This is a genomic window from Streptomyces sp. VNUA24 (assembly GCF_029167005.1).
Classification (GTDB): domain Bacteria; phylum Actinomycetota; class Actinomycetes; order Streptomycetales; family Streptomycetaceae; genus Streptomyces; species Streptomyces scabiei.
Window position 1 is genome coordinate 7,107,139 of the sequence record NZ_CP119143.1, and the last position, 21,103, is coordinate 7,128,241.

The 21,103-nt window shown below is 71.0% G+C and carries 16 protein-coding genes; 3 read left to right on the plus strand and 13 right to left on the minus strand.

Annotated features, from left to right (window positions below; translation table 11 throughout):
• Positions 1-7: 7 nt before the first annotated feature.
• Entirely contained in the window at positions 8-1,825 is a 1,818-nt protein-coding gene (gene glmS / locus PYR72_RS30470) for a glutamine--fructose-6-phosphate transaminase (isomerizing) (RefSeq protein ID WP_059083007.1), read from the minus strand.
• Positions 1,826-1,895: 70 nt separating this feature from the next.
• On the minus strand, positions 1,896-2,153 hold the full coding sequence (locus PYR72_RS30475; protein WP_013003380.1) for a hypothetical protein: 258 nt from the start codon (positions 2,151-2,153) through the stop codon (positions 1,896-1,898).
• Between the two features lie 186 nt (positions 2,154-2,339).
• On the opposite strand from PYR72_RS30475, the gene PYR72_RS30480 reads away from it, so the two are divergent.
• Positions 2,340-3,923, plus strand: coding sequence for a metallophosphoesterase family protein (locus tag PYR72_RS30480; RefSeq protein WP_275458247.1), 1,584 nt, complete (start codon positions 2,340-2,342; stop codon positions 3,921-3,923).
• Between the two features lie 68 nt (positions 3,924-3,991).
• Here PYR72_RS30480 and PYR72_RS30485 read toward each other — a convergent pair whose 3' ends face one another.
• Entirely contained in the window at positions 3,992-4,867 is an 876-nt protein-coding gene (locus PYR72_RS30485) for a DUF4429 domain-containing protein (RefSeq protein WP_275458248.1), read from the minus strand.
• A gap of 103 nt (positions 4,868-4,970) precedes the next feature.
• On the opposite strand from PYR72_RS30485, the gene PYR72_RS30490 reads away from it, so the two are divergent.
• The gene (locus PYR72_RS30490) at positions 4,971-6,584 is read left to right on the plus strand and encodes a beta-N-acetylhexosaminidase (protein WP_275458249.1); all 1,614 of its coding nucleotides are present in this window, start codon (positions 4,971-4,973) and stop codon (positions 6,582-6,584) included.
• Between the two features lie 250 nt (positions 6,585-6,834).
• Here the strand turns inward: PYR72_RS30490 and PYR72_RS30495 are convergent, their stop codons facing one another.
• The 10 genes from PYR72_RS30495 to PYR72_RS30540 form a co-directional block, all read right to left on the minus strand.
• Positions 6,835-8,607: an IucA/IucC family siderophore biosynthesis protein gene (locus PYR72_RS30495; RefSeq protein WP_275458250.1), complete on the minus strand. Its 1,773-nt coding sequence runs from the start codon at positions 8,605-8,607 to the stop codon at positions 6,835-6,837.
• Positions 8,604-9,158 carry a GNAT family N-acetyltransferase gene (locus PYR72_RS30500; protein ID WP_275458251.1) on the minus strand — a complete coding sequence of 185 codons (555 nt, stop codon included), beginning with the start codon at positions 9,156-9,158 and terminating at the stop codon, positions 8,604-8,606. Before PYR72_RS30500 ends, PYR72_RS30495 begins: the two co-directional genes overlap by 4 nt.
• On the minus strand, positions 9,155-10,441 hold the full coding sequence (locus tag PYR72_RS30505; protein WP_275458252.1) for a lysine N(6)-hydroxylase/L-ornithine N(5)-oxygenase family protein: 1,287 nt from the start codon (positions 10,439-10,441) through the stop codon (positions 9,155-9,157). The genes PYR72_RS30500 and PYR72_RS30505 overlap by 4 nt, the downstream gene beginning before the upstream one ends.
• Positions 10,422-11,867, minus strand: a complete 1,446-nt coding sequence (gene desA, locus PYR72_RS30510) for a lysine decarboxylase DesA (RefSeq protein WP_275458253.1) — start codon at positions 11,865-11,867, stop codon at positions 10,422-10,424. The genes PYR72_RS30505 and desA overlap by 20 nt, the downstream gene beginning before the upstream one ends.
• 109 nt (positions 11,868-11,976) lie before the next feature.
• On the minus strand, positions 11,977-12,786 hold the full coding sequence (locus tag PYR72_RS30515; protein WP_275458254.1) for a siderophore-interacting protein: 810 nt from the start codon (positions 12,784-12,786) through the stop codon (positions 11,977-11,979).
• Between the two features lie 217 nt (positions 12,787-13,003).
• Positions 13,004-14,062 carry an ABC transporter substrate-binding protein gene (locus PYR72_RS30520; protein ID WP_275458255.1) on the minus strand — a complete coding sequence of 353 codons (1,059 nt, stop codon included), beginning with the start codon at positions 14,060-14,062 and terminating at the stop codon, positions 13,004-13,006.
• 353 nt (positions 14,063-14,415) lie between these two features.
• The gene (locus PYR72_RS30525; protein ID WP_275458256.1) at positions 14,416-15,576 is read right to left on the minus strand and encodes an acyl-CoA dehydrogenase family protein; all 1,161 of its coding nucleotides are present in this window, start codon (positions 15,574-15,576) and stop codon (positions 14,416-14,418) included.
• A 5-nt stretch (positions 15,577-15,581) separates the two neighbouring features.
• The gene (locus tag PYR72_RS30530; protein WP_275458257.1) at positions 15,582-16,538 is read right to left on the minus strand and encodes a hydroxymethylglutaryl-CoA lyase; all 957 of its coding nucleotides are present in this window, start codon (positions 16,536-16,538) and stop codon (positions 15,582-15,584) included.
• Positions 16,535-18,646: an acetyl-CoA carboxylase biotin carboxylase subunit gene (locus PYR72_RS30535; protein WP_275460567.1), complete on the minus strand. Its 2,112-nt coding sequence runs from the start codon at positions 18,644-18,646 to the stop codon at positions 16,535-16,537. Before PYR72_RS30535 ends, PYR72_RS30530 begins: the two co-directional genes overlap by 4 nt.
• A 19-nt stretch (positions 18,647-18,665) precedes the next feature.
• Positions 18,666-20,282: a carboxyl transferase domain-containing protein gene (locus PYR72_RS30540; RefSeq protein WP_275458258.1), complete on the minus strand. Its 1,617-nt coding sequence runs from the start codon at positions 20,280-20,282 to the stop codon at positions 18,666-18,668.
• A gap of 105 nt (positions 20,283-20,387) precedes the next feature.
• Between PYR72_RS30540 and PYR72_RS30545 the strand changes: the two genes are divergently transcribed.
• Positions 20,388-20,984 (plus strand): TetR/AcrR family transcriptional regulator, encoded by a 597-nt coding sequence (locus PYR72_RS30545; RefSeq protein WP_275458259.1) that lies wholly within the window; start codon positions 20,388-20,390, stop codon positions 20,982-20,984.
• The last annotated feature ends 119 nt before the right edge of the window (positions 20,985-21,103 follow it).

Sequence of the window (21,103 nt, forward strand, 5' to 3'; positions counted from 1 at the left end):
GAGTCGCCTACTCCACGGTCACCGACTTGGCCAGGTTGCGCGGCTTGTCGATGTCCCGGCCCAGGGCCAACGCCGTGTGATAGGCCAGGAGTTGGAGGGGGATGCCCATGAGGATCGGGTCCAGCTCGTCCTCGTTCTTGGGGACGACGATCGTCTGGTCGGCCTTCTCCTGCTCCTGGTGGGCGACGGCGAGGATCTTGCCGCTGCGGGCCTTGATCTCCTCCAGGGCGGCGCGGTTCTTCTCCAGCAGGTCGTCGTCGGGGACGATGGCGACCGTCGGGAGGGCGGGCTCGATGAGGGCCAGGGGGCCGTGCTTCAGCTCGGAGGCGGGGTAGGCCTCGGCGTGGATGTACGAGACCTCCTTGAGCTTCAGGGAGGCCTCACGGGCCACCGGGTAGCCCCGGACGCGGCCGATGAAGAGCATCGAGCGGGCCTCGGCGTAACTCTCGGCCAGCTTCTTGATCTCCTCCTCCTGCTCCAGCATCTCGGAGATCTGGGCCGGCAGCTTGCGCAGGCCCGCGATGATCCGCTTGCCGTCGCGGACGGAGAGGTCACGGGTGCGGCCCAGGTGCAGCGCCAGCAGCGCGAAGGCGACCGTGGTGTTGGTGAAGCACTTGGTGGAGACCACGCAGACCTCCGGGCCCGCGTGCACGTAGATGCCGCCGTCCGCCTCACGGGCGATCGCCGAGCCCACCACGTTCACCACACCCAGCACCCGGGCGCCCTTGCGCTTCAGCTCCTGGACGGCCGCCAGCACGTCGTAGGTCTCGCCGGACTGGGAGACGGCGATGTAGAGGGTGTCGGGGTCGACGACCGCGTTGCGGTAGCGGAACTCCGACGCCGGCTCGGCGTCCGCGGGGATGCGCGCCAGCTCCTCGATCATCTGGGCGCCGATCATGCCCGCGTGGTACGAGGTGCCGCAGCCGAGGATCTTCACGCGGCGGATCTGGCGCGCCTCACGGGCGTCCAGGTTGAGTCCGCCGAGGTGCACGGTGGAGAAGCGGTCGTCGATCCGGCCGCGCAGCACCCGGTCCACGGCCTCGGCCTGCTCGTGGATCTCCTTGTGCATGTACGTGTCGTGGCCGCCCATGTCGTACGAGGCGGCCTCCCACTCCACGGTGGTGGGCTCGGCCGTGGTGCGGGTGCCCTCCGTGGTGTAGGTGCGGAAGTCGTCGGCCTTGAGGGTGGCCATCTCGCCGTCGTCGAGGGTGACGATCTGGCGGGTGTGGGCGACCAGAGCGGCTATGTCCGAGGCGACGAACATCTCCTTCTCGCCGATGCCGAGGACGACCGGGGAGCCGTTGCGGGCGACGACGATGCGGTCGTTGAAGTCGGCGTGCATGACGGCGATGCCGTACGTGCCCTCGACGATGCGCACCGCCTGGCGGACCTTCTCCTCCAGGGTGGTGGCCTGGGAGCGGGCGATGAGGTGGGTCAGGACCTCGGTGTCCGTCTCGGAGAGGAACTCGACGCCGTCCGCTTCGAGCTTCTTGCGCAGGTCGGAGGCGTTGTCGATGATGCCGTTGTGGACGACGGCGACCTTGTTGTCGGCCGACATGTGCGGGTGGGCGTTGACGTCGGAGGGGGCGCCGTGGGTGGCCCAGCGGGTGTGGGCGATTCCGGTGGTGCCCTTGAAGCGCGCGGGGACCTTGGCCTCCAGGTCGCGGACCCGGCCCTTGGCCTTGACCATCCGCAGACCGGCGGTCTTGGGCGAGGTGACCACTATGCCCGCCGAGTCGTAGCCCCGGTACTCCAGGCGCTGCAGACCTTCGAGGAGCAGCGGCGCCACATCGCGCCTGCCGATGTAACCGACGATCCCGCACATATAGACGTATCCCCTAGCTGTAGACGGTCGGCCGTGACCGGCCGGTCGTGGCGGACCGGGTCGTGGCCGGTCAGCCGTAGACGATGCGGCGCAGCTGCCGGAGCGTGAGCTCCGGCGGTGCGACCGCCCGGTACTTCAGGTCCGCCTCGATCCGTTCGAAGATCGTCGCGTTGACCAGGCCCTGGGCCTGGAGCTCGCGGTGGCGGCGACGGACGTAGACCTCGGTCGTCTCGTCGAAGTAGGCGAGCACGTCCTGGATCACCCGCAGCGCCTCGCCCCGGTTGAGGGGGGAGGAGCGCGTCAAATGATCGACAAGTTCATCGTGCACTCGGTAGATCCTGGAGGAGCGGCGGGTGTTTCGCAAGAATCCTGCCCGATATCGGGCAGGCTGCCGTTACGGCCCCTTGGGGGAACGTTGAATGTGTTATGAGTGGCTGTTCGTGTGCCGTCCATCCGGCGTCCCGTATCCCGTCGCCTGAGGCGACGACTTTCGGACACCATGGACATTCCTCGTATGGGCGTACCCGAGCGGCTGGCCGAGCGCATGAGCATGGCCGAGCAGCACGAGTACCTGCGCTCCACGTTCTCCCGGCGCTCGATGATCAGAGGCGGCGCGGTCACCCTCGGTGCCGTCGCGGGCGGCGCGTTCGTCCCCGCCGCGGCCCGGGCCGCCACCCCGGCCGCGCTCCGCACCTCGGCGCCCACCCGGGCCGCCGCGAGCGACGAACACGTCGACGGCTCCTTCGTCGCCCCCTTCGGCCGCCATCTCGCCTTCGGCAACGACCCGCGTACCGAGATCACCGTCTCCTGGCAGGTCCCGCTCCCGGTCAAGAAGCCCTTCGTCCGGGTCGGCACGCACGCCTCGCACCTCTCGGCCAGGATCGAGGCCGAGGTCCGCACCCTCTTCACCCCGGCCGGTGTCGGCGCGAGCGGCGACCACACCCAGTACTACGTGCACGCCAAGCTGACCCACCTCAAGCCCGGGAAGACCTACTACTACGGCGTCGGCCACGACGGCTTCGACCCGGCCTCGCCCCGGTACGCGGGCACCGTCGGCACCTTCACCACCGCCCCCGCCCACAAGGAGCCGTTCACCTTCACGGCCTTCGGCGACGAGGGCGTCGGCTACCACGGCCTCGCCAACAACAGCCTCCTCCTCGGCCAGAACCCGGCCTTCCACCTGCACGCCGGCGACATCGCCTACGCCGACCCGGCCGGCCAGGGCAGGACCGCCGACACCGGCTTCGACTCCCGCGTGTGGGACCAGTTCCTCGCCCAGACCGAGTCCGTCGCCAAGTCCGTCCCGTGGATGCCCGCGTACGGCAACCACGACATGGAGGCCTGGTACTCGCCCAACGGCTACGGCGGCGAGCAGGCCCGCTGGAACCTCCCCGACAACGGCCCCGACCCGAAGAACCTGCCGGGCGTCTACTCCTTCGTCCACGGCAACACGGCGATCGTCGCCCTCGACGCCAACGACATCTCCTTCGAGATCCCGGCCAACCTCGGCATCTCCGGCGGCACCCAGACCACGTGGCTGGAGGCGCAGCTCAAGAAGTACCGCGCGTCCAAGGACATCGACTTCGTCGTGGTCTTCTTCCACCACTGCGCCTACTGCACCTCCACCGCGCACGCCTCGGAAGGCGGTGTGCGCCAGGAGTGGGTGCCGCTGTTCGAGAAGTACGCCGTCGACCTCGTCATCAACGGTCACAACCACCAGTACGAGCGCACCGACGTCATCAAGGCGGGCGCGGTCACCAAGAAGCTCCCGATCGGCGGCACGGCGTACCCGGAGAGCGAGGGCGTGGTGTACGTGACGGCGGGCGCGGCCGGACGCAGCCTCTACTCCTTCACCGCCCCGCTGTCCTACGAGGGCCACGAGAACGAGGTCGAGTCCGTCTCGTCCTACATCAACACCAAGGGGGGCAAACAGAACGAGACCGTGACCTGGTCGCGGGTGCGGTACCTCGACTACTCCTTCCTGCGGGTGGACGTGAAGCCCGCGCCGAAGGGGCACTGGGCCACGCTGACCGTGCGGGGCATCGCGGAGACCGGGGCGCAGGTCGACCACTTCACGGTGGCACGCAGGGCCAAGTAGTGCCGTGGGTGCGCCCGGAAGGCGGGGCGCACGAACGGCCGGGTGCCGGGCAGGGGTCCTCCCGCGCGTCAGATGCGCTTGAGGACCGCCTGCTTGGCCAAGGTGAACTCCTCGTCCGTGAGCACCCCGGACCGGTGCAGGTCGCCCAGTTCGCGCAGGCGGCGCAGCAGGGCGTCGTGGTCCTCCTCGGGGGCCGGCGCCTCCGCGGCCGGCGCGGACGCGGACAGCCGCTTCGGCGCCGGGGCCGCCGGATGCGGGAGCCGGGCCTGGACGGCCGCCGCGACCAGGGCCATCAGCGGGTCCTTCTTGAAGCCCCACAGCTCCACGGAGTTGGGGTCGTACTTGGGCGGTGCCTTCGTCGGCGCGTTCCGCACGATGAAGCGCAGCCAGCCGTTCTCCAGGCCGACCGAGGGGTGCCACTCCACGCCCGCTATGTCGGCCAGCGGCAGCGTCCGCGTCCCCGAGGCCGCCTTCGCCTCCTCGGTCTTCCAGTTCCACTCCAGGCGTACGTGGTCGCCGTCGAAGCTCGCGGTGCCGTCCCCGGCGGAGACGGAGAGCGGGACGGCGGGCCCGGCGAGCAGATAGGTGTCCACCGCGCCGCCCGGTACCTCGTCCAGCAGCAGCGCGTTGCGCACCTCGTCCACGACGTACTCGGCGACCCCGTACCGGTCCGAGTCGACGTTCAGCCGATACGGGTCGTGGGCGTCGGTGAGCCGGCCGCCGGTGGCCTGGAGGAGGGGGTCGGAGCCGTCGCGCAGGCGCAGGCGCAGCCGTCCCGACCTCCGGCCCTGCTCGAAGGAGATGCCCGCCAACGCGCCGAGCGGCACGGCGAGTTCGCCGAGGGTCTTGCGCAGCAGGCTGACGCTCTTGTCGCGGCCCGGGGTCAGCCGCAGGGTGTCGCCGTCGAAGGTCCACGTGCCGTCGCGCTGGAGGATTTCCGCCATGCAGAGGATTCTTCCACCGGCCGTCGGGGAGATGGTCTAGACCTGGAGGGGGTGCAGGGGCGAGGGTGGGGGCGCACAGTTCGATCGGTGGAGGGAGCACGTCGTGAGTCCGCGTCACAGATCGACCCGCTTGCTCGGCTCGCTGCTGCTGGTGGCGACCGGGATGTTCGCCGTGGGAGCCGCACCCGTGTCCGAGAACGCCCAAGCCGCAGCCACCACCGTCCCGCTCGGGCAGGTGATCCCGGCGCCCGCCTCGGTGCGGCCCGCCGGATCGCCGTACCGGCTCACGAGCGCCGCGCGCATCGTCGTGGACGGCGGGCCCGAGGTCCGCCGGATCGGGGAGTACCTCGCGGGGATCCTGCGGCCCTCGACGGGATACCGGCTGCCGGTGACCGCACGTCAGGAGGCCGGAATCCGCCTGCGCCTGGCCGCCGGGGAGACGGGTCTCGGCCAGGAGGGCTACCGGCTGGAGAGCGGCCCGGCCGGCGTGACCCTCACCGCCCGCGCGCCCGCCGGACTCTTCCACGCCGTGCAGACCCTGCGTCAGCTCCTGCCCGCCGCCGTCGAGAGGCGATCCGTGCAGCCGGGCCCCTGGCGGGTCGCGGGCGGCACCGTCGAGGACACCCCTCGCTACGGCTGGCGCGGCGCGATGCTGGACGTCTCCCGCCACTTCTTCGGCGTCGACCAGGTGAAGCGGTACATCGACCGGCTGGCGCTCTACAAGTTCAACAAGCTGCACCTGCACCTCTCCGACGACCAGGGCTGGCGCATCGCCGTCGACTCCTGGCCGCGCCTGGCCTCGTACGGCGGCTCCACGCAGGTCGGCGGCGGCCGGGGCGGCTTCTACACCAAGGCCGACTACCGGGAGATCGTCCGGTACGCCGCCTCCCGCCACCTGGAGGTCGTCCCCGAGATCGACATGCCCGGCCACACCAACGCCGCCCTCGCGTCCTACGCCGAGCTGAACTGCGACGGGGTCGCGCCCCCGCTCTACACCGGCACCGAGGTCGGCTTCAGCTCCCTGTGCGTCGGCAAGGACGTGACGTACGACTTCGTGGAGGACGTCGTGCGGGAGCTGGCCGCGCTCACTCCGGGCCGGTATCTGCACATCGGCGGCGACGAGGCGCACTCGACCAGCCACGAGGACTACGCGACGTTCATGGACCGGGTGCAGCCGGTGGTCCGTAAGTACGACAAGACCGTGATCGGCTGGCACCAGCTGACCGGGGCCACGCCCGCGCCGGGCGCCCTCGCGCAGTACTGGGGGCTGGACAGCACGGGTGCGCAGGAGAAGGAGCGGGTGGCCGCCGCCGCGCGCAACGGCACGGGGATCATCCTGTCGCCGGCCGACCGGATCTACCTCGACATGAAGTACGACAAGGACACCCCGCTGGGGCTGGACTGGGCCGGGTACGTGGACGTGCGACGGGCGTACGACTGGGACCCGGGGACCTATCTGGAGGGGGTGCCGGGGGCCGCTGTGCGGGGGGTCGAGGCGCCGTTGTGGACGGAGACGATCGCCTCCTCGGCGGACATCGAGTACATGACGTTCCCACGGCTGCCGGGGGTCGCGGAGCTGGGGTGGTCGCCGAGGTCCACGCACGGGTGGGACGGGTATCGGGGGCGGCTCGCCGCGCAGGGGCCGCGGTGGGAGGCGCTGGGGGTGGGGTACTTCCGTGCGCCGGGGGTGCCGTGGCCTCCGGCGGTGGGGCGGTAGAGGGTGGGGGGTTCGGTGCGTCGGCGGGTGCGGGTGCGTCGTGGTGGCTCGCGCATTTCCCCGCGCCCCTGAAAAGCAGGGGCTGCGCCCCGTGCTTTTCAGGCCCGCAGGGCCTGGTCTGTCAGGGGCGCGGGGAACTGCGCGACCAGCCCCCACCGGAGCCGCACCCGACATCCGAACCGAAGTATCGCGACGGGCACCTCGGAGGACCGTACTCCGAGGTGCCCGTCTGCTCGGGGGACCGCCGGGGCTACAGGCCCGCGATGGGGTTCTTCAGGGTGCCGACCAGCTGGAGCGCGCCCGCCGGGTCCGCGAGGTCGACCATCTGGCGGTTGTCGCGGAGCTGCAGGCGGTTGAGGCAGGACAGCGCGAACTCGGGGGCGAACATGTCGTACTGGGCGAACTTGTCGGCGAGTTCGGGCATCGCCCGCTGGTAGTCGCGGACGCACTCGGCGACCGTGCGCCAGAACTCCCCCTCGTCCAGGACGCCTTCCTCCGCGAGGTTCGCCGCAAGGAAGCGGAAGAAGCAGTCGAAGACGTCGGTGAAGATCGAGAGGAGTTTCATGCCCTCGGGGACGTCCACGCGCAGGCGTTCGACCGTCGGGGGGAGGACCGCGTCCGGGTCCATGACCGCGATCTCCTCGGCGATGTCCTTGTAGACCGCCCGCTCCACGGCCCCGTCCTTCAGGACCAGGATGACGTTCTCGCCGTGCGGCATGAAGACCAGGTCGTAGGCGTAGAAGCTGTGCAGGAGCGGGGTGAGGTACGCCTTCAGGTAGCGGCGCAGCCACTCCGTGGGGGGCAGGCCCGAGCGGGCGATCAGGGCCGCCGCGAAGCCGTGGCCCTCGTGGTCGACGTGCACCAGGGAGGCCATGGTGGCCAGGGACTCGCCGTCCTGAAGGGACGACACCGGGCTCTCGCGCCACAGCGCGGCCAGCATCTTGCGGTACGGGGAGTGCTTGTCGGTGGCGGCCTCGTACTCCAGGTGCCGGTAGCCGACCGCCGCGCGCTCGCGGATGATCGACAGGCCGGTGGACCTCAGGACCGGGTCGTTGGCGATGAGGCCTGCGAGCCAGTCGTTGATGGCCGGGGTCGCCTCCATGTACGCCGCCGACAGGCCGCGCATGAAGCCCATGTTGAGCACGGACAGGGCCGTCTTGACGTAGTGCTTCTCGGGGGCGGTGCTGTTGAAGAACGTCCGGATCGACTGCTGGGCCAGGTATTCGTCGTCGCCCTCGCCGAGGCACACCAGGTTCCGCCGGGCGATCTCGGCGGCGAAGGTGACGGTGAGCTTGTTCCACCACTGCCAGGGGTGGACCGGGATGAACAGGTAGTCGGCGGGGTCCAGTTCGAGGCCGGTGAGGACGGCGTGGAAGCGGTCGACCGTCGCCGTGCCCAGCTCGTCCCGCAGGAAGGTCTCGTACTCGATGCCGGCGCCCGCCGTGAATGCGGCCCGCGAGCGGTGCGCGGCCAGCCAGACCAGGCGGACCGGGCTCGCGGTCTCGGGGGCGTACGCCAGGTACTCGTGCACGCCGAAGCCGAGGCGGCCGTTGTTGGCGACGAAGCAGGGGTGGCCCTCGGTCATCCCGGTCTCGACGGCCTGGAAGCCGGCGTCCACCAGCTCGGAGACCGGCGCCTTCGGCTTGGCGAGTTTGTAGCAGGTGCCGGCCAGGGTGGAGGAGATCTCCTCCAGGTAGACCGGGAGGATCTCGTCGCTCAGGCCGAGGGACTCCTTCAGTTCGACGAAGAAGTCCAGGGCGGCCAGAGGGAGGTCGACGCCGTCCCGTCGACGGGTGATCGAGTCGGCGTCGACCTGCCAGTGGTCGAGGGCGCGCCGGACGGCGGTGAACCCGTAGCGGGTCGCACCGTCGTCGCTGCGGACCTCGAAGCGGCCGTCGGCGGTGGCCTCCGGCGTGATGAGCCGCTCGTGGGCGAACTCGGCGAGGGCCTTGCGGATCAGCAGGCGTTCGGCCCGGGCCCAGTGGTGGGGGGAGAGATGCGCGACGGCATCGGACAGGGTCATACGGTCACTCCTCGGGCCGCCGTACCCCGGCCGGCCCGGCTGTCGGCGAACTGCTCTCGCGTACAGAAACTCAGAAGCGCGCGCTTCTCCGGCTTGTCGATCTCGCCGTGGGGGACGAAACCGACGAGCTCGTTGAGGGCGTGCACGGCCTTGTTGGACACGTCCGGTTCGACGACGACGCGGCGGGTGGCCGGGTCCTCGAAGAGGTGGGCCATCACGGCGGTGATCACGGCCCTGGTGAAGCCGTGCACCGGCGTGTCCGTCGCCGGTACCAGGAAGTGCATCCCGACGTCCCCGGGCTCGGGCTCGTACAGGCCCACCAGCTCCCGGTGGGCGGGGTCGTACCGCTCCATGAGGAACACCGGCTCGCCGTCCCGCAGCCCCAGCAGGGCCTGCTGGTGCGGGTCGGCGGCGACCTCCATGTAGGCGCGTTCGACGTCCTCCAGCCGGGCGCCCTGCATCATCCAGAAGGCCGCCTTGGGGTGGGTCACCCAGCGGTGCAGCAGCTCGGCGTCGCGCAGCGGGTCGAGGGGGCGGAAGGTGAAGCTCATACGGAGAACTCCTGGAAGGCGATGGTCTTCTCCACCGGGTAGTACTCGGTGCCCAGCAGCTCGCGGATGATGTACGCGTTGCGGTACGGGCCCATGCCCAGGTCGGGTGAGGTGACGCTGTGGGCGTGGACGGCCGCGTTCTGCAGGAAGACGCCCCGGCCGGTGGTGTCGATCGCGTAGTTGCGGGCGACGTCGAAGTTGCCGAGGGAGTCGTAGCGGAGCCGGTCGCGGACGGGCCGGAGGAACTCCGGCTCGGTGTACCGGTAACCGGTGGCGAGGATCAGGCCCTGGGTGTGCAGCTCGAAGTCCTTCTCCTGCTCCTCCTGGCGCAGCCCGAGGGTGTACGTCCCGTTCTCGTGAGCGGCGCTGTGCAGGGCGGAGTTGGTGAGCAGCCGGGTGGGGAGCGGGCCGCCGAGGCTCTTCTGGTAGAGCAGGTCGAAGATCTCGTCGACGAGGTCCCCGTCGATGCCCTTGTACAGGCCCTTCTGCTCCCGCGTCAGCCGGTGGCGGGTGGGCTCCGGCAGCGCGTGGAAGTAGTCGATGTACTCCGGGGAGGTCATCTCCAGCGTCAGCTTGGTGTACTCCAGCGGGAAGAAGCGCGGGGAGCGCGTCACCCAGTTCAGCTGGTAGCCGTGGACGTCGATCTCGCCGAGCAGGTCCCGGTAGATCTCGGCGGCCGACTGCCCGGAGCCGACGATCGTGATCGACTCCTTCTGCTGCAGCTCCCGCTTGTGCGTCAGATAGCGGGAGTTGTGGATCCAGTCGCCGTCCAGGTCCCGGACCGCCTCCGGGACGTACGGGGGAGTGCCGGTGCCGAGGACCAGGTGCCGGGCGCGCAGGACGTCGCCGGCGGCCGTCCGTACGGCGTAGACCTCGGCCTCTTCGTCGTACGTCACCTCGGTGACCGTCGTGTTGAAGCGGACGTTGCTCAGCCGGCCCGCGGCCCAGCGGCAGTAGTCGTCGTACTCGACCCGCAGGGGGTAGAAGTTCTCGCGGATGTAGAACGCGTACAGGCGGCCCGAGTCCTTCAGGTAGTTCAGGAAGGAGTACGGGGAGGTCGGGTCGGCGAGGGTGACCAGGTCCGACATGAACGGGGTCTGGAGGTGGGCGCCGTCGAGGAACATGCCCGAGTGCCACTCGAAGTTGGGCTTCGTCTCCAGGAAGATCCCGTCGAGTTCGGCGATGGGCTCGGTGAGGCAGGCGAGGCCGAGGTTGAAGGGTCCCAGCCCGATGCCGATGAAGTCGTGGGTCTTCACGGCGGGTTCAGGAAGCGACGCGGTCAAGGGATTCTCCCAGGTACTGCTCGGCATGGCCGGCGATCAGGTCGAGCACGGCGGCGATGTCGGCGACCGTGGTCTCGGGGTTGAGCAGGGTGAACTTCAGGTAGTGGCGGCCGCCGACCTTGGTGCCCGCGACCACGGCGTCGCCGGAGGCGAACAGGGCCTTGCGGGCGTGCAGGTTGGCGCGGTCGATCTCGGCGGGGTCGGTGACCGCCTCGGGGATGTAGCGGTAGACCAGCGTGGAGAGCTGGGGCTCCACGACGACGTCGTAGCGCGGGTCGGCGGCGAGCAGTCGCCAGCCCTCCTCCGCCAGGTCGCAGACCTCGTCGAAGAGACGGCCGATGCCGTCGGCGCCCATCGTGCGCAGGGTCATCCACAGCTTGAGCGCGTCGAAGCGGCGGGTGGTCTGCAGGGACTTGTCGACCTGGTTGGGGATGCGTTCGGTGACCATGCGGCGCGGGTTGAGGTACTCCGCGTGGTAGGTCGCGTGGCGCAGGGTGGCCCCGTCCCGGACGAGTACGGCGGAGGAACTCACGGGCTGGAAGAAGGACTTGTGGTAGTCGACGGTGACGGAGTCGGCGCGCTCGATGCCGTCCAGGAGGCCGCGCCGCCTGCGGGAGACGAGGAGGCCGCAGCCGTAGGCGGCGTCGACGTGCATCCAGGTGTCGTACTGCGCGCACAGCTCGGCTATCTCGGGCAGCGGGTCGATGGAACCGAAGTCGGTGGTGCCGGAGGTGGCGACGACGGCCATGGGGACGAGGCCGTCGTTCCGGCAGCGCTCCAGTTCCCGCGCGAGGGCGACCGTCTGCATGCGCTTGTTGCCGTCGACCGGGACGGAGACGACCGCGTCCGGGGCGAGGCCCAGCAGTTTCGCCGACTTCTTCACGCTGAAGTGGCTGACCTCGGAGGCGAAGATCCGCAGCTTGTCCGTGCGGTCGGTCTTGGCCTCCTCACGGGCGAGGAGCAGGGCCTGGAGGTTGGACTGCGAGCCGCCGGAGGTGAACACGCCGTCCGCGGCGGGCCCGAACCCGACGCGCTCGTTGGTCCAGTCGATCAGTCTGCGCTCGATCAGGGTGCCGCCCGCCGACTGGTCCCAGGTGTCCAGGGAGGAGTTGACGGCGGACAGGACGGCTTCGCCGAGCACGGCCGGGATGACGACCGGGCAGTTGAGGTGGGCGAGGTAGCGCGGGTGGTGGAAGTAGACCGCGTCCCGCAGGTAGACCTCCTCCAGCTCGTCGAGGACGGCGGCCGTGTCGTGCAGCGGCCGGTCGAGGTCGATCTTGTCGATGACGGGAGCGAGGGCGTCGACGCCGACACCGGTGAACGGCCGGTCGGTGGTGGCGATTCTGGCCGCCACCCGCTCCACGCCTTCGGTCACGGTGCGGCGGTACCGCTCCGCGGTCGTGTCATTGAGCAGGTGCGAGCGCATGGGGAGGTCCTCCGGTGAGGGAACGTCAACTTAGGTTAGCCTAACCTAAGTAACGAGGATTCAGGGTAACCGGGACCGTGAGCGTGATCACTCCGGTCGCAGGGGTGAACTAGGCCGCGGCGCGCAGCTGTTCCTCGGTCATGCCGTGGCGCCAGTACCCGACGAAGGTGACCCGGCGCCGGTCGATCCCGCGCTCGGCGACGAAGTGCCGGCGCAGCGCCTTCACCCGGCCGGACTCGCCCGCCGTCCAGACGTACGGGTGCTCGGCGGACGGGAGCCGGGCCGCGCGGACGGCGTCGAGCCCGTCCTCCCCCACGAGCCAGGTGATCTCGGCGTCGGCCTCGGTCGCCAGGTCCTGGACGTCCCCGGCGTCCCGCACCTCCAGCCACACCCGGGCCCGGGTCCCGGCGGGCAGGGATTCGAGGATGGCGGACACGGCCGGCACGGCGGTCTCGTCCCCCCAGATCACCACGAGATCGGTGTCCTCGGGCGCCCGGAACCGGATGGCCCGGTTGTCGGCGACGGCGGGGCCGAGCAGCAGGACGCGATCACCGGCGGCGGCGCGGGAGGCCCAGGAGGAGGCGGGGCCGGCCGGGGTGTGCAGCACGAAGTCGATGTCGACCTCGTCGGGATCCCGGCGCAGCGCCCGGAGCGTGTAGGACCGCATCACCGCCCGTACGTCGTCCGGCAGTTCCCGCCACGCCTGCCACCAGCCGTCGCCCAGCTCGTGGGGCACGGCCGGGACCGTCTGGCCGGGGTGCGGCAGGAACAGCGACAGCGACTGGTCCCTGCCGTCGGAGTGGAAGAACCGCAGGTCGTCCCCCGCGAACGAGACGCGCACGAGAGACGGTCCCAGCCGCTCCGTCCGCACGACCTGAAGGGAGAAGAAACGGAAGGGGGCGGCTACGGCCGTCGTCATGGGGGCTCCTGGAGAGGGGGGGCGGGAGCGGGTGGGGGTTCGGGGGCGGCTCGGTCCGTTGTCGGGTGCGGGTGGGTGGGGGCTGGTCGCGCAGTTCCCCGCGCCCCTGAAAAGCAGGGGCTGCGCCCCGTGCTTTTCAGGCCCGCAGGGCCTGGGCATTTAGGGGCGCGGGGAACTGCGCGAGAAGCCCCACCGGACCCGCAGTCGACCTCCGGCCTCAGCCCCGTCCGACCTTCTTCGCCTTCTCGATCGCCTCGGCCAGCTCCTCAAGAAGCGGCGCGCACTTGTCGTAGGACAGAATCGGCTCGGGATTGCGCCCGATGACCTGACCCGCCTTCACCGCCGGCAGCTTCTTCCACGTCGCCTCCTCGATGGCGTCCGGCTGGATGGCCGACGTGCGGTTGTCCATGATGATGAGGTCCGCGTCGTACTTGTCGACGTTCTCCCAGCTGAGGTTCTCGAACCAGCCCCCGCTGGCCTTCAGCGCGGCGGCGCTCGGCTCCACGAAGTCCACGCCGAGGGCCTTGAAGTACTCCAGGTCGATGGAGAGGTTGGACCCGGAGACGTAGAAGATGTCCTGGCTGGCGGAGCCCGCGAGCACCTTGATGCCGGGGTTGGCCTTGGTGGCCGCGCGCAGCCGGGCGGCCGCGTCCTCGAAGCGCTTCTTGGCGGCGGTGATCTTCTGCGATCCCGTGTCCGCGCCGAGCGACTTCGCCAGCTCCAGCATCCGCTGCAGGGGTTCGGTCATCTGGCGGTCGTAGACGGAGATGCCGACGCTCGGGGCGAGCTTGGCGATCTTGTCCTTGGACGCCTCGGGGACGTACCAGAGGGTGCCCGCGTCGTCGAACAGGGTGGTGATCAGGACGTCGGGGGCGAGGGCCGCGTACTTCTCGACGCTGAACTCGTCCCAGACGTTGCCGACGATCGTCACCTTGCTGATGTCGAGGTCGCCGGCCTGGACGTCGGCCTTGCCGTCCGCGGTCTTCGTCGGGCCGAAGACGCCCTTGACGCCGATGCCGTAGTCGTGGAGCGCGGCGGCGACCCCCACGAAGGCGACGATGTTCGCCGGCGTCTCGTCGGTCTTGGCGGTCACGCCGCGGTCGTCCTTGAACGACCAGGGGCCGGACTTCGCGGCGGCCGTCTCCTTGCCGGAGCCAGTGCCGCTGCTCGTCGAGCTCTCGTCCCCGCAGGCGGCGAGCGCGGCACCGAGACCGAGTGCGCCACCGGCGGCGAGGATGCCACGGCGGGTGAGGTGAGCGGCTCTGGCGTTGGACATGTGTATGGCTACTTTCGAACGGGGCGGAGGGCCGCCCGTGAGCGAATTCGAAGGTAGGTTAGCCTAACCTCACTGATTGTCCAGCGGGTGGCCCCGTGAGGTGGAGTCCCCGGATCCGCCTCCGTTCATTCTTTGAATTGCCTGTGAATCGAAGGGTGGTGAGGCGCGTGAAGGACTGTTGGTCTTCGGGGTGGTGGTGCGTGGCGCTGATGTGAAGGCGCTTCGAGTCCGGCCCGGCGGGTGCGCATGACGGACAAAAGGACACCCGGCTCGCGCGGGGCGAACCGGGTGGCGGGTGCCGGAGCCGCGCCGTCAGAGCGGATTCCGGCCATCGTTCGAACACCAGCTGTCGGTCAGCTGATCAGACCCAACTCCCTCGCGATCAGCATGCGTTGCACCTCGCTGGTGCCCTCGCCGATCTCCAGGATCTTGGAGTCGCGCCACATGCGGGCGACCGGGTACTCGTTCATGAAGCCGTAGCCGCCGTGGATCTGGGTGGCGTCGCGGGCGTTGTCCACGGCCACGGTGGAGGAGTACAGCTTCGCCAGCGCCGCCTCCTTCTTGAACGGCTCACCGGCGACCAGGCGGTAGGCCGCGTCACGCCAGGAGAGGCGGGCCGTGTGGGCCTTCATCTCCATGTCGGCGATCTTGAACTGGATGGCCTGGTTGGCGCCGATCGGCCGCCCGAAGGCGTGCCGTTCCTTGGCGTACTTCACCGACTCGTCCACACAGCCCTGGGCGAGGCCCGTCGCCAGTGCCGAGATGGCGATGCGGCCCTCGTCGAGGATGCGCAGGAACTGGGCGTAGCCGCGGCCCTCTTCGCCGAGCAGGTTCTCCGCCGGGACCCGGACGTCCGCGAAGGACAGCTCACGGGTGTCGGAGGCGTTCCAGCCGACCTTCGAGTAGGGCGCGGCCACCGTGAAGCCCGGGGTGCCGGACGGGACGATGATCGAGGAGATGAGGGGCTTGCCCTCCGGGGTGCGGCCCGTCACCGCCGTCACCGTGACCAGGGCCGTGATGTCCGTGCCCGAGTTGGTGATGAAGCACTTGCTGCCGTTGATGACCCATTCGTTCGTCGACGCGTCCAGCCGGGCCGTCGTCCGGGTCGCGCCCGCGTCCGAGCCGCCGTCGGGCTCGGTGAGACCGAACGCGCCCAGCACCTCGCCGGAACACAGCCGCGGCAGCCACTCCGCCTTCTGGGCCGGTGTGCCGAAGAGATGGACCGGCATGGCCCCCAGGGAGACCCCGGCCTCCAGGGTGATCGCCACGGACGAGTCCACCCGGGCCAGCTCCTCCAGCGCGATGCCCAGCGCCAGGTAGTCGCCGCCCATGCCGCCGTACTCCTCGGGGAACGGCAGCCCGAACAGCCCCATGCGGCCCATCTCGCGCACGATCTCGTACGGGAACTCGTGCCGCTCGTAGAAGTCTCCGATCTTGGGGGCGACGACCTCGTGCGCGAACTCCTCGACCGTGCGGCGGAGTTCTTCCAGCTCGGGGGAGAGGCGGTGGTTCATGGACGTCACTGCTCCTTGTCGTCCTGGTGGCCCTCGGCGTCCTTGTGGGACAGGGCTCGTACGGTGCGGGACGGGCTGGGCCGGCCCAGGTGTCCGGCCATCCACGCGCTGGTGGCGACGAGGCGGCCGAGGTCGACGCCCGTGTCGATGCCGAGGCCGCGCAGCATCCAGACGAGGTCTTCGGTGGCGAGGTTGCCGGTGGCGGACTTCGCGTACGGGCAGCCGCCCAGGCCGCCCGCGGAGGCGTCCACGGTGGTGACGCCGTGCCGCAGCGCCGCGTAGGTGTTGGCGAGCGCCTGGCCGTAGGTGTCGTGGAAGTGCACGCCCAGCTTCTCCACGGGGACGTGCTCGGTGAGGTCGGTCAGCAGCGCCCGGACGTGGCCCGGTGTGGCGACCCCGATGGTGTCGCCGAGGCTGAGTTCGTCGCAGCCCATGTCGAGCAGGGCGTGGCAGACCCGGGTCACCCGGGGGACCGGGACCGCGCCCTCCCAGGGGTCGCCGAAGCACATCGACAGATAGCCGCGCACGTGCAGGCCCTCGGCCTTCGCCCGGCCGACGACCGGCTCGAACATCGCCAGCGCCTCGTCGACCGTGCGGTTGAGGTTGGCCTTGGCGAAGGACTCGGTGGCGCTGGCGAAGACGGCGACGCGGCGGGCGCCGAGGGCCAGGGCGCGGTCCAGGCCCCGCTCGTTGGGGACGAGGACGGGCAGGGCCACCGGCAGGTCGCTCACGAGCGGGAACAGCTGCTCCGCGTCGGCCAGTTGGGGCACCCACTTGGGGTGGACGAAGCTGGTGGCCTCGATCGTCGTCAGCCCGGCGTCGGCCAGGCGGCGGACGAACTCCGCCTTGACCTCGGTGGGGACGGTCGACTTCTCGTTCTGCAGGCCGTCGCGGGCGCCGACCTCGTGGATACGGACCCGGGCCGGCAGGCCGGGTTCGGGGACCGTCATGGGCAGGGTCACCGCGCCACCTCCTGGCGCTCCGCGTGCTCCGGCCGGTTCGCACGCTCCTGTTCCCCCGTGCGCTCCTGCTGCTCCGCGTGCTCCTGCTGCTCCTCGTGGGGAGTGACGACCGCCAGCACCTGGTCCATGGCGACCGTCGCGCCCGGAGAGACGTCCAGTTCGGCGACCGTCCCGGCGTGCGGCGCGGAGACGACGTGCTCCATCTTCATCGCCTCCACCACCAGCAGGCTCTGCCCGGCGGTCACCTCGTCCCCGACGGCCACCTTCACGACCGTGACGGTGCCGGGCATGGGGGCGGTGAGCGAGTCGGCGCCGGCGTGGGCGGAGCCCTCCAGGGACGCGGCCACCGGGTCGTGGTCGGCCACCTGCCAGGCGTCGCCGTCGCGGCCCAGCCAGTCGCCCGCGTGCTGGAAGGTGTGGGTGAGGCCGTCGAGGAGGAAGGTGAAGCGGCCCGCGTCGCCGGCCGGTCCGGAGGTGCCCGCGGACCCCCGGAGCGGGGTCTCGGCCCCGTCCGGCAGCACCTCGGTCCCGCCGTCCGGTGTGCTGCGCACCCGTACGGTCACCGGCTCCTGGCCCGGCAGCCGCAGATGGTGGGCCGTCCAGGCCGGTTCGCCGCCCAGCCGCCAGCCGACCGCCGCGTCGAACGGGTCGGTCCAGCCGGTGCCGGTCCCGGTTCCGCCGCCCCGGGCCGGGATCAGGGCCGCCTGCCGCAGCAGGGCCGCCGCCGCGTGGACCTCCACCGGGACCTCGCGCGGGACCAGCGCCCCGGCCTCGCGCTCCACCAGCCCCGTGTCCAGCTCGCCCGCCACCACCGCCGGGTGGGCCAGCAGCCGCCGCAGGAAGCCCGCGTTCGTCTGCACGCCCAGGGTGACCGTCCCGGCGAGGGCCGCCCGGAGCCGGCGCAGGGCGGTGGCGCGGTCGGGGCCGTAGGCGATGACCTTGGAGAGCATCGGGTCGTACAGCGAGCCGACCTCCGTGCCCTCGGTCAGGCCGGAGTCGGTGCGGACGCCGTCGCCCTGCGGCTCGCGCAGGCGCAGGATCGTGCCGCCGGAGGGCAGGAAGCCCCGGGACGGGTCCTCGGCGCAGATCCGGGCCTCGACCGCGTGCCCGGTGAGGGTGACGTCCTCCTGCCCGAACGCCAGCCGCTCGCCCGCCGCGACCCGCAGCTGCCACTCCACCAGGTCCACGCCCGTGACCAGCTCGGTCACCGGGTGTTCGACCTGGAGGCGGGTGTTCATCTCCATGAAGTAGTACGCGGAGGGGTCGCCGCCGGGGACGATGAACTCCACCGTGCCCGCGCCGGAGTAGCCGCAGGAGCGGGCCGCCTGGACGGCCGCCTCGCCCATCGCGGCACGGGTGGCCTCGTCGAGCAGGACGCTGGGCGCCTCCTCGATGATCTTCTGGTGGCGGCGCTGGAGGGAGCACTCGCGCTCGCCCAGGTGCACGACACCGCCGTGCCCGTCGGCGAGGACCTGGATCTCGATGTGCCGGGGGCGGTCGATCCACCGCTCCACGAGGAGGGTGTCGTCGCCGAAGGAGGCGCGGGCCTCGCGGCGGGCGGCGGCGATCTCCTCGGCCAGCCGCCCGGCGTCCCGGACCAGCCGCATGCCCTTGCCGCCGCCGCCCGCGCTGGGCTTCAGCAGCACCGGCATGCCGATCTCGCGGGCGGCGTCGGCGAGTTCACCGTCGGTCAGACCGCTGCCGCTGGAGCCCGGCACCACCGGCACCCCGGCCGCCCGGACCGTCTCCTTGGCGCGGATCTTGTCGCCCATCAGGGAGATGGCGTCGGCGGACGGGCCGATGAAGACCAGGCCCGCCTCCGCGCACGCCCGCGCGAAGGCGGCGTTCTCCGCGAGGAAGCCGTACCCGGGGTGGACCGCCTGGGCGCCGGTGCGGGCGGCGGCCTCCAGCAGCCGCTCCGCCGACAGATAGCTCTCCGCCGCCGGCGCCGGACCGATCCGTACCGCCGTGTCGGCCTCCCGGACGTGCCGGGCGTCGGCGTCCGCGTCGGAGAAGACGGCGACGGAGCGGACGCCGAGGGCGCGCAGGGTGCGGATGACCCGGACGGCGATCTCGCCCCGGTTGGCCACGAGGACCGTGTCGAACATGCTCACCTTCAGATCCCCCTTACATCCGGAAGACGCCGAACTGGGGGTCACCCAGGGGCGCGTTGGCACAGGCGGTCAGGGCGAGGCCGAGGACCTGCCGGGTCTCCAGCGGGTCGATCACGCCGTCGTCCCAGAGGCGGGCGGTGGCGTAGTAGGCGCTGCCCTGGCGCTCGTACTGGCCGCGGATCGGGTCCTTGAAGGACTCCTCGTCCTCGGCGGACCAGACGTCGCCGCGTGCCTCCAGCTGGTCCCGCTTCACGGTCGCGAGGACGGACGCGGCCTGTTCGCCGCCCATCACCGAGATCTTGGCGTTCGGCCACATCCACAGGAAGCGTGGCGAGTAGGCCCGGCCGCACATCGAGTAGTTGCCCGCGCCGTACGAGCCGCCGATCACGACGGTCAGCTTGGGGACCCGGGTGCAGGCCACGGCCGTCACCATCTTGGCGCCGTGCTTGGCGATGCCGCCCGCCTCGTAGTCCCGGCCGACCATGAAGCCGGAGATGTTCTGCAGGAAGACCAGCGGGATGCCGCGCTGGTCGCACAGCTCGATGAAGTGGGCGCCCTTCTGGGCGGACTCGGAGAAGAGGATGCCGTTGTTGGCGACGATCCCGACCGGGTGCCCGTGGATCCGGGCGAAGCCGGTGACCAGGGTCTGCCCGAACTCCGCCTTGAACTCCGCGAACCGTGAACCGTCGACCACGCGCGCGATGACCTCGCGCACGTCGTAGGGGGTGCGCGAGTCGACCGGCACGGCGCCGTACAGCGTGTACGGGTCGACCTTGGGCTCGACGGCCGGCTCGACCGACCAGGGCAGCGGGCCCCGGGCGGGCAGGGTGGAGACGATGGTCCGCACGATCCGCAGGGCGTGCGCGTCGTTCTCCGCGAGGTGGTCGGTGACACCGGAGATCCGGGAGTGCACCTCGCCGCCGCCCAGCTCCTCGGCGGTGACGACCTCACCGGTGGCGGCCTTCACCAGCGGCGGCCCGCCGAGGAAGATCGTCCCCTGGCCGCGCACGATGACGGCCTCGTCGCTCATGGCCGGGACGTACGCCCCGCCGGCCGTGCATGAGCCCAGGACGGCGGCGATCTGCGGGATGCCCGCGCCCGACATCCGCGCCTGGTTGTAGAAGATCCGGCCGAAGTGCTCGCGGTCGGGGAAGACCTCGTCCTGCATCGGCAGGAAGGCGCCGCCGGAGTCCACCAGATAGAGGCAGGGCAGGCGGTTCTCCAGGGCCACCTCCTGGGCCCGCAGATGCTTCTTCACCGTCATCGGGTAGTACGTGCCGCCCTTGACGGTGGCGTCGTTGGCGACGACGACGCACTCCCGGCCGGAGACCCGGCCGATCCCCGCGATGACGCCCGCGGCCGGCGCCTGCCCGTCGTACAGCCCGTCCGCCGCCAGCGGCGCCAGCTCCAGGAAGGGCGAGCCGGGGTCGAGGAGGGTGTCCACCCGGTCGCGCGGCAGCAGCTTGCCGCGCGCGGTGTGCCGGGCGCGGGCCTTCTCGCCGCCGCCGAGCCGTGCCGCGGCCAGCCTGGCCCGCAGCTCCTCGCCCAGCGCGCGGTGCGCGGCCTCGTTGGCCCGATACGCCTCGGCCGCGGGATCTGCCGCGGTCGTCAGCTCCGGTGCCTGGTCCATCGTGCGGTCCCCTCACCCAGTGATTACGGTGGTCACCTGTTAATGAGCGTTAACCCGTTTCGTTCAGGTTAACGACCGCTAACCTCCCTGTCTAGAATTGGCTCCATGGCCACGAGAACCGACGCGCCCACGCGCCGCGAGCAGATCCTCAAGGAAGCCGCCCGCCTCTTCGCCGAGCGTGGTTTCCACGGTGTCGGCGTCGACGAGATAGGCGCGGCCGTCGGCATCAGCGGGCCGGGTCTGTACCGGCACTTCGCGGGCAAGGACGCGATGCTCGCGGAGCTGCTGGTGGGCATCAGCGGGCAGCTCCTGACCGGGGCGAAGCGGCGGGTGGCGGAGGCCGACGGGGTGTCCGGGGCCGAGGTCCTGGACTCGCTCATCGAGGGGCACATCGACTTCGCCCTCGACGACCGTCCCCTGATCACCCTGCACGACCGCGAGCTGGACCGCCTGCGCGACAGCGACCGCAAACTGGTGCGCCAGCTCCAGCGGCAGTACGTCGAACTGTGGGTCGGGGTGCTGCGGGAGGTGTATCCCGGGCTGGTGGAGCCCGCCGCGCGGTCCGCCGTCCACTCGGTGTTCGGACTGCTCAACTCCACCCCGCACCTGGGCCGGGCGGGTTCACTTCCGGGCCGCGCGGCCACGGCGGAGCTGCTGCACCGGATGGCGCGGGGGGCGTTCGGGGCGGCCGCGGCCGGCTGAGCCGGCGGATGGACGGCGGGGCGGGCGGCGGCCGGCGGGCCGTGCGGACCGGGCGATCCGCCATGAGCGTGACGAGCGTTACGGGGTGGACCATCTGGACGCGTGTACCTACCCGCCGG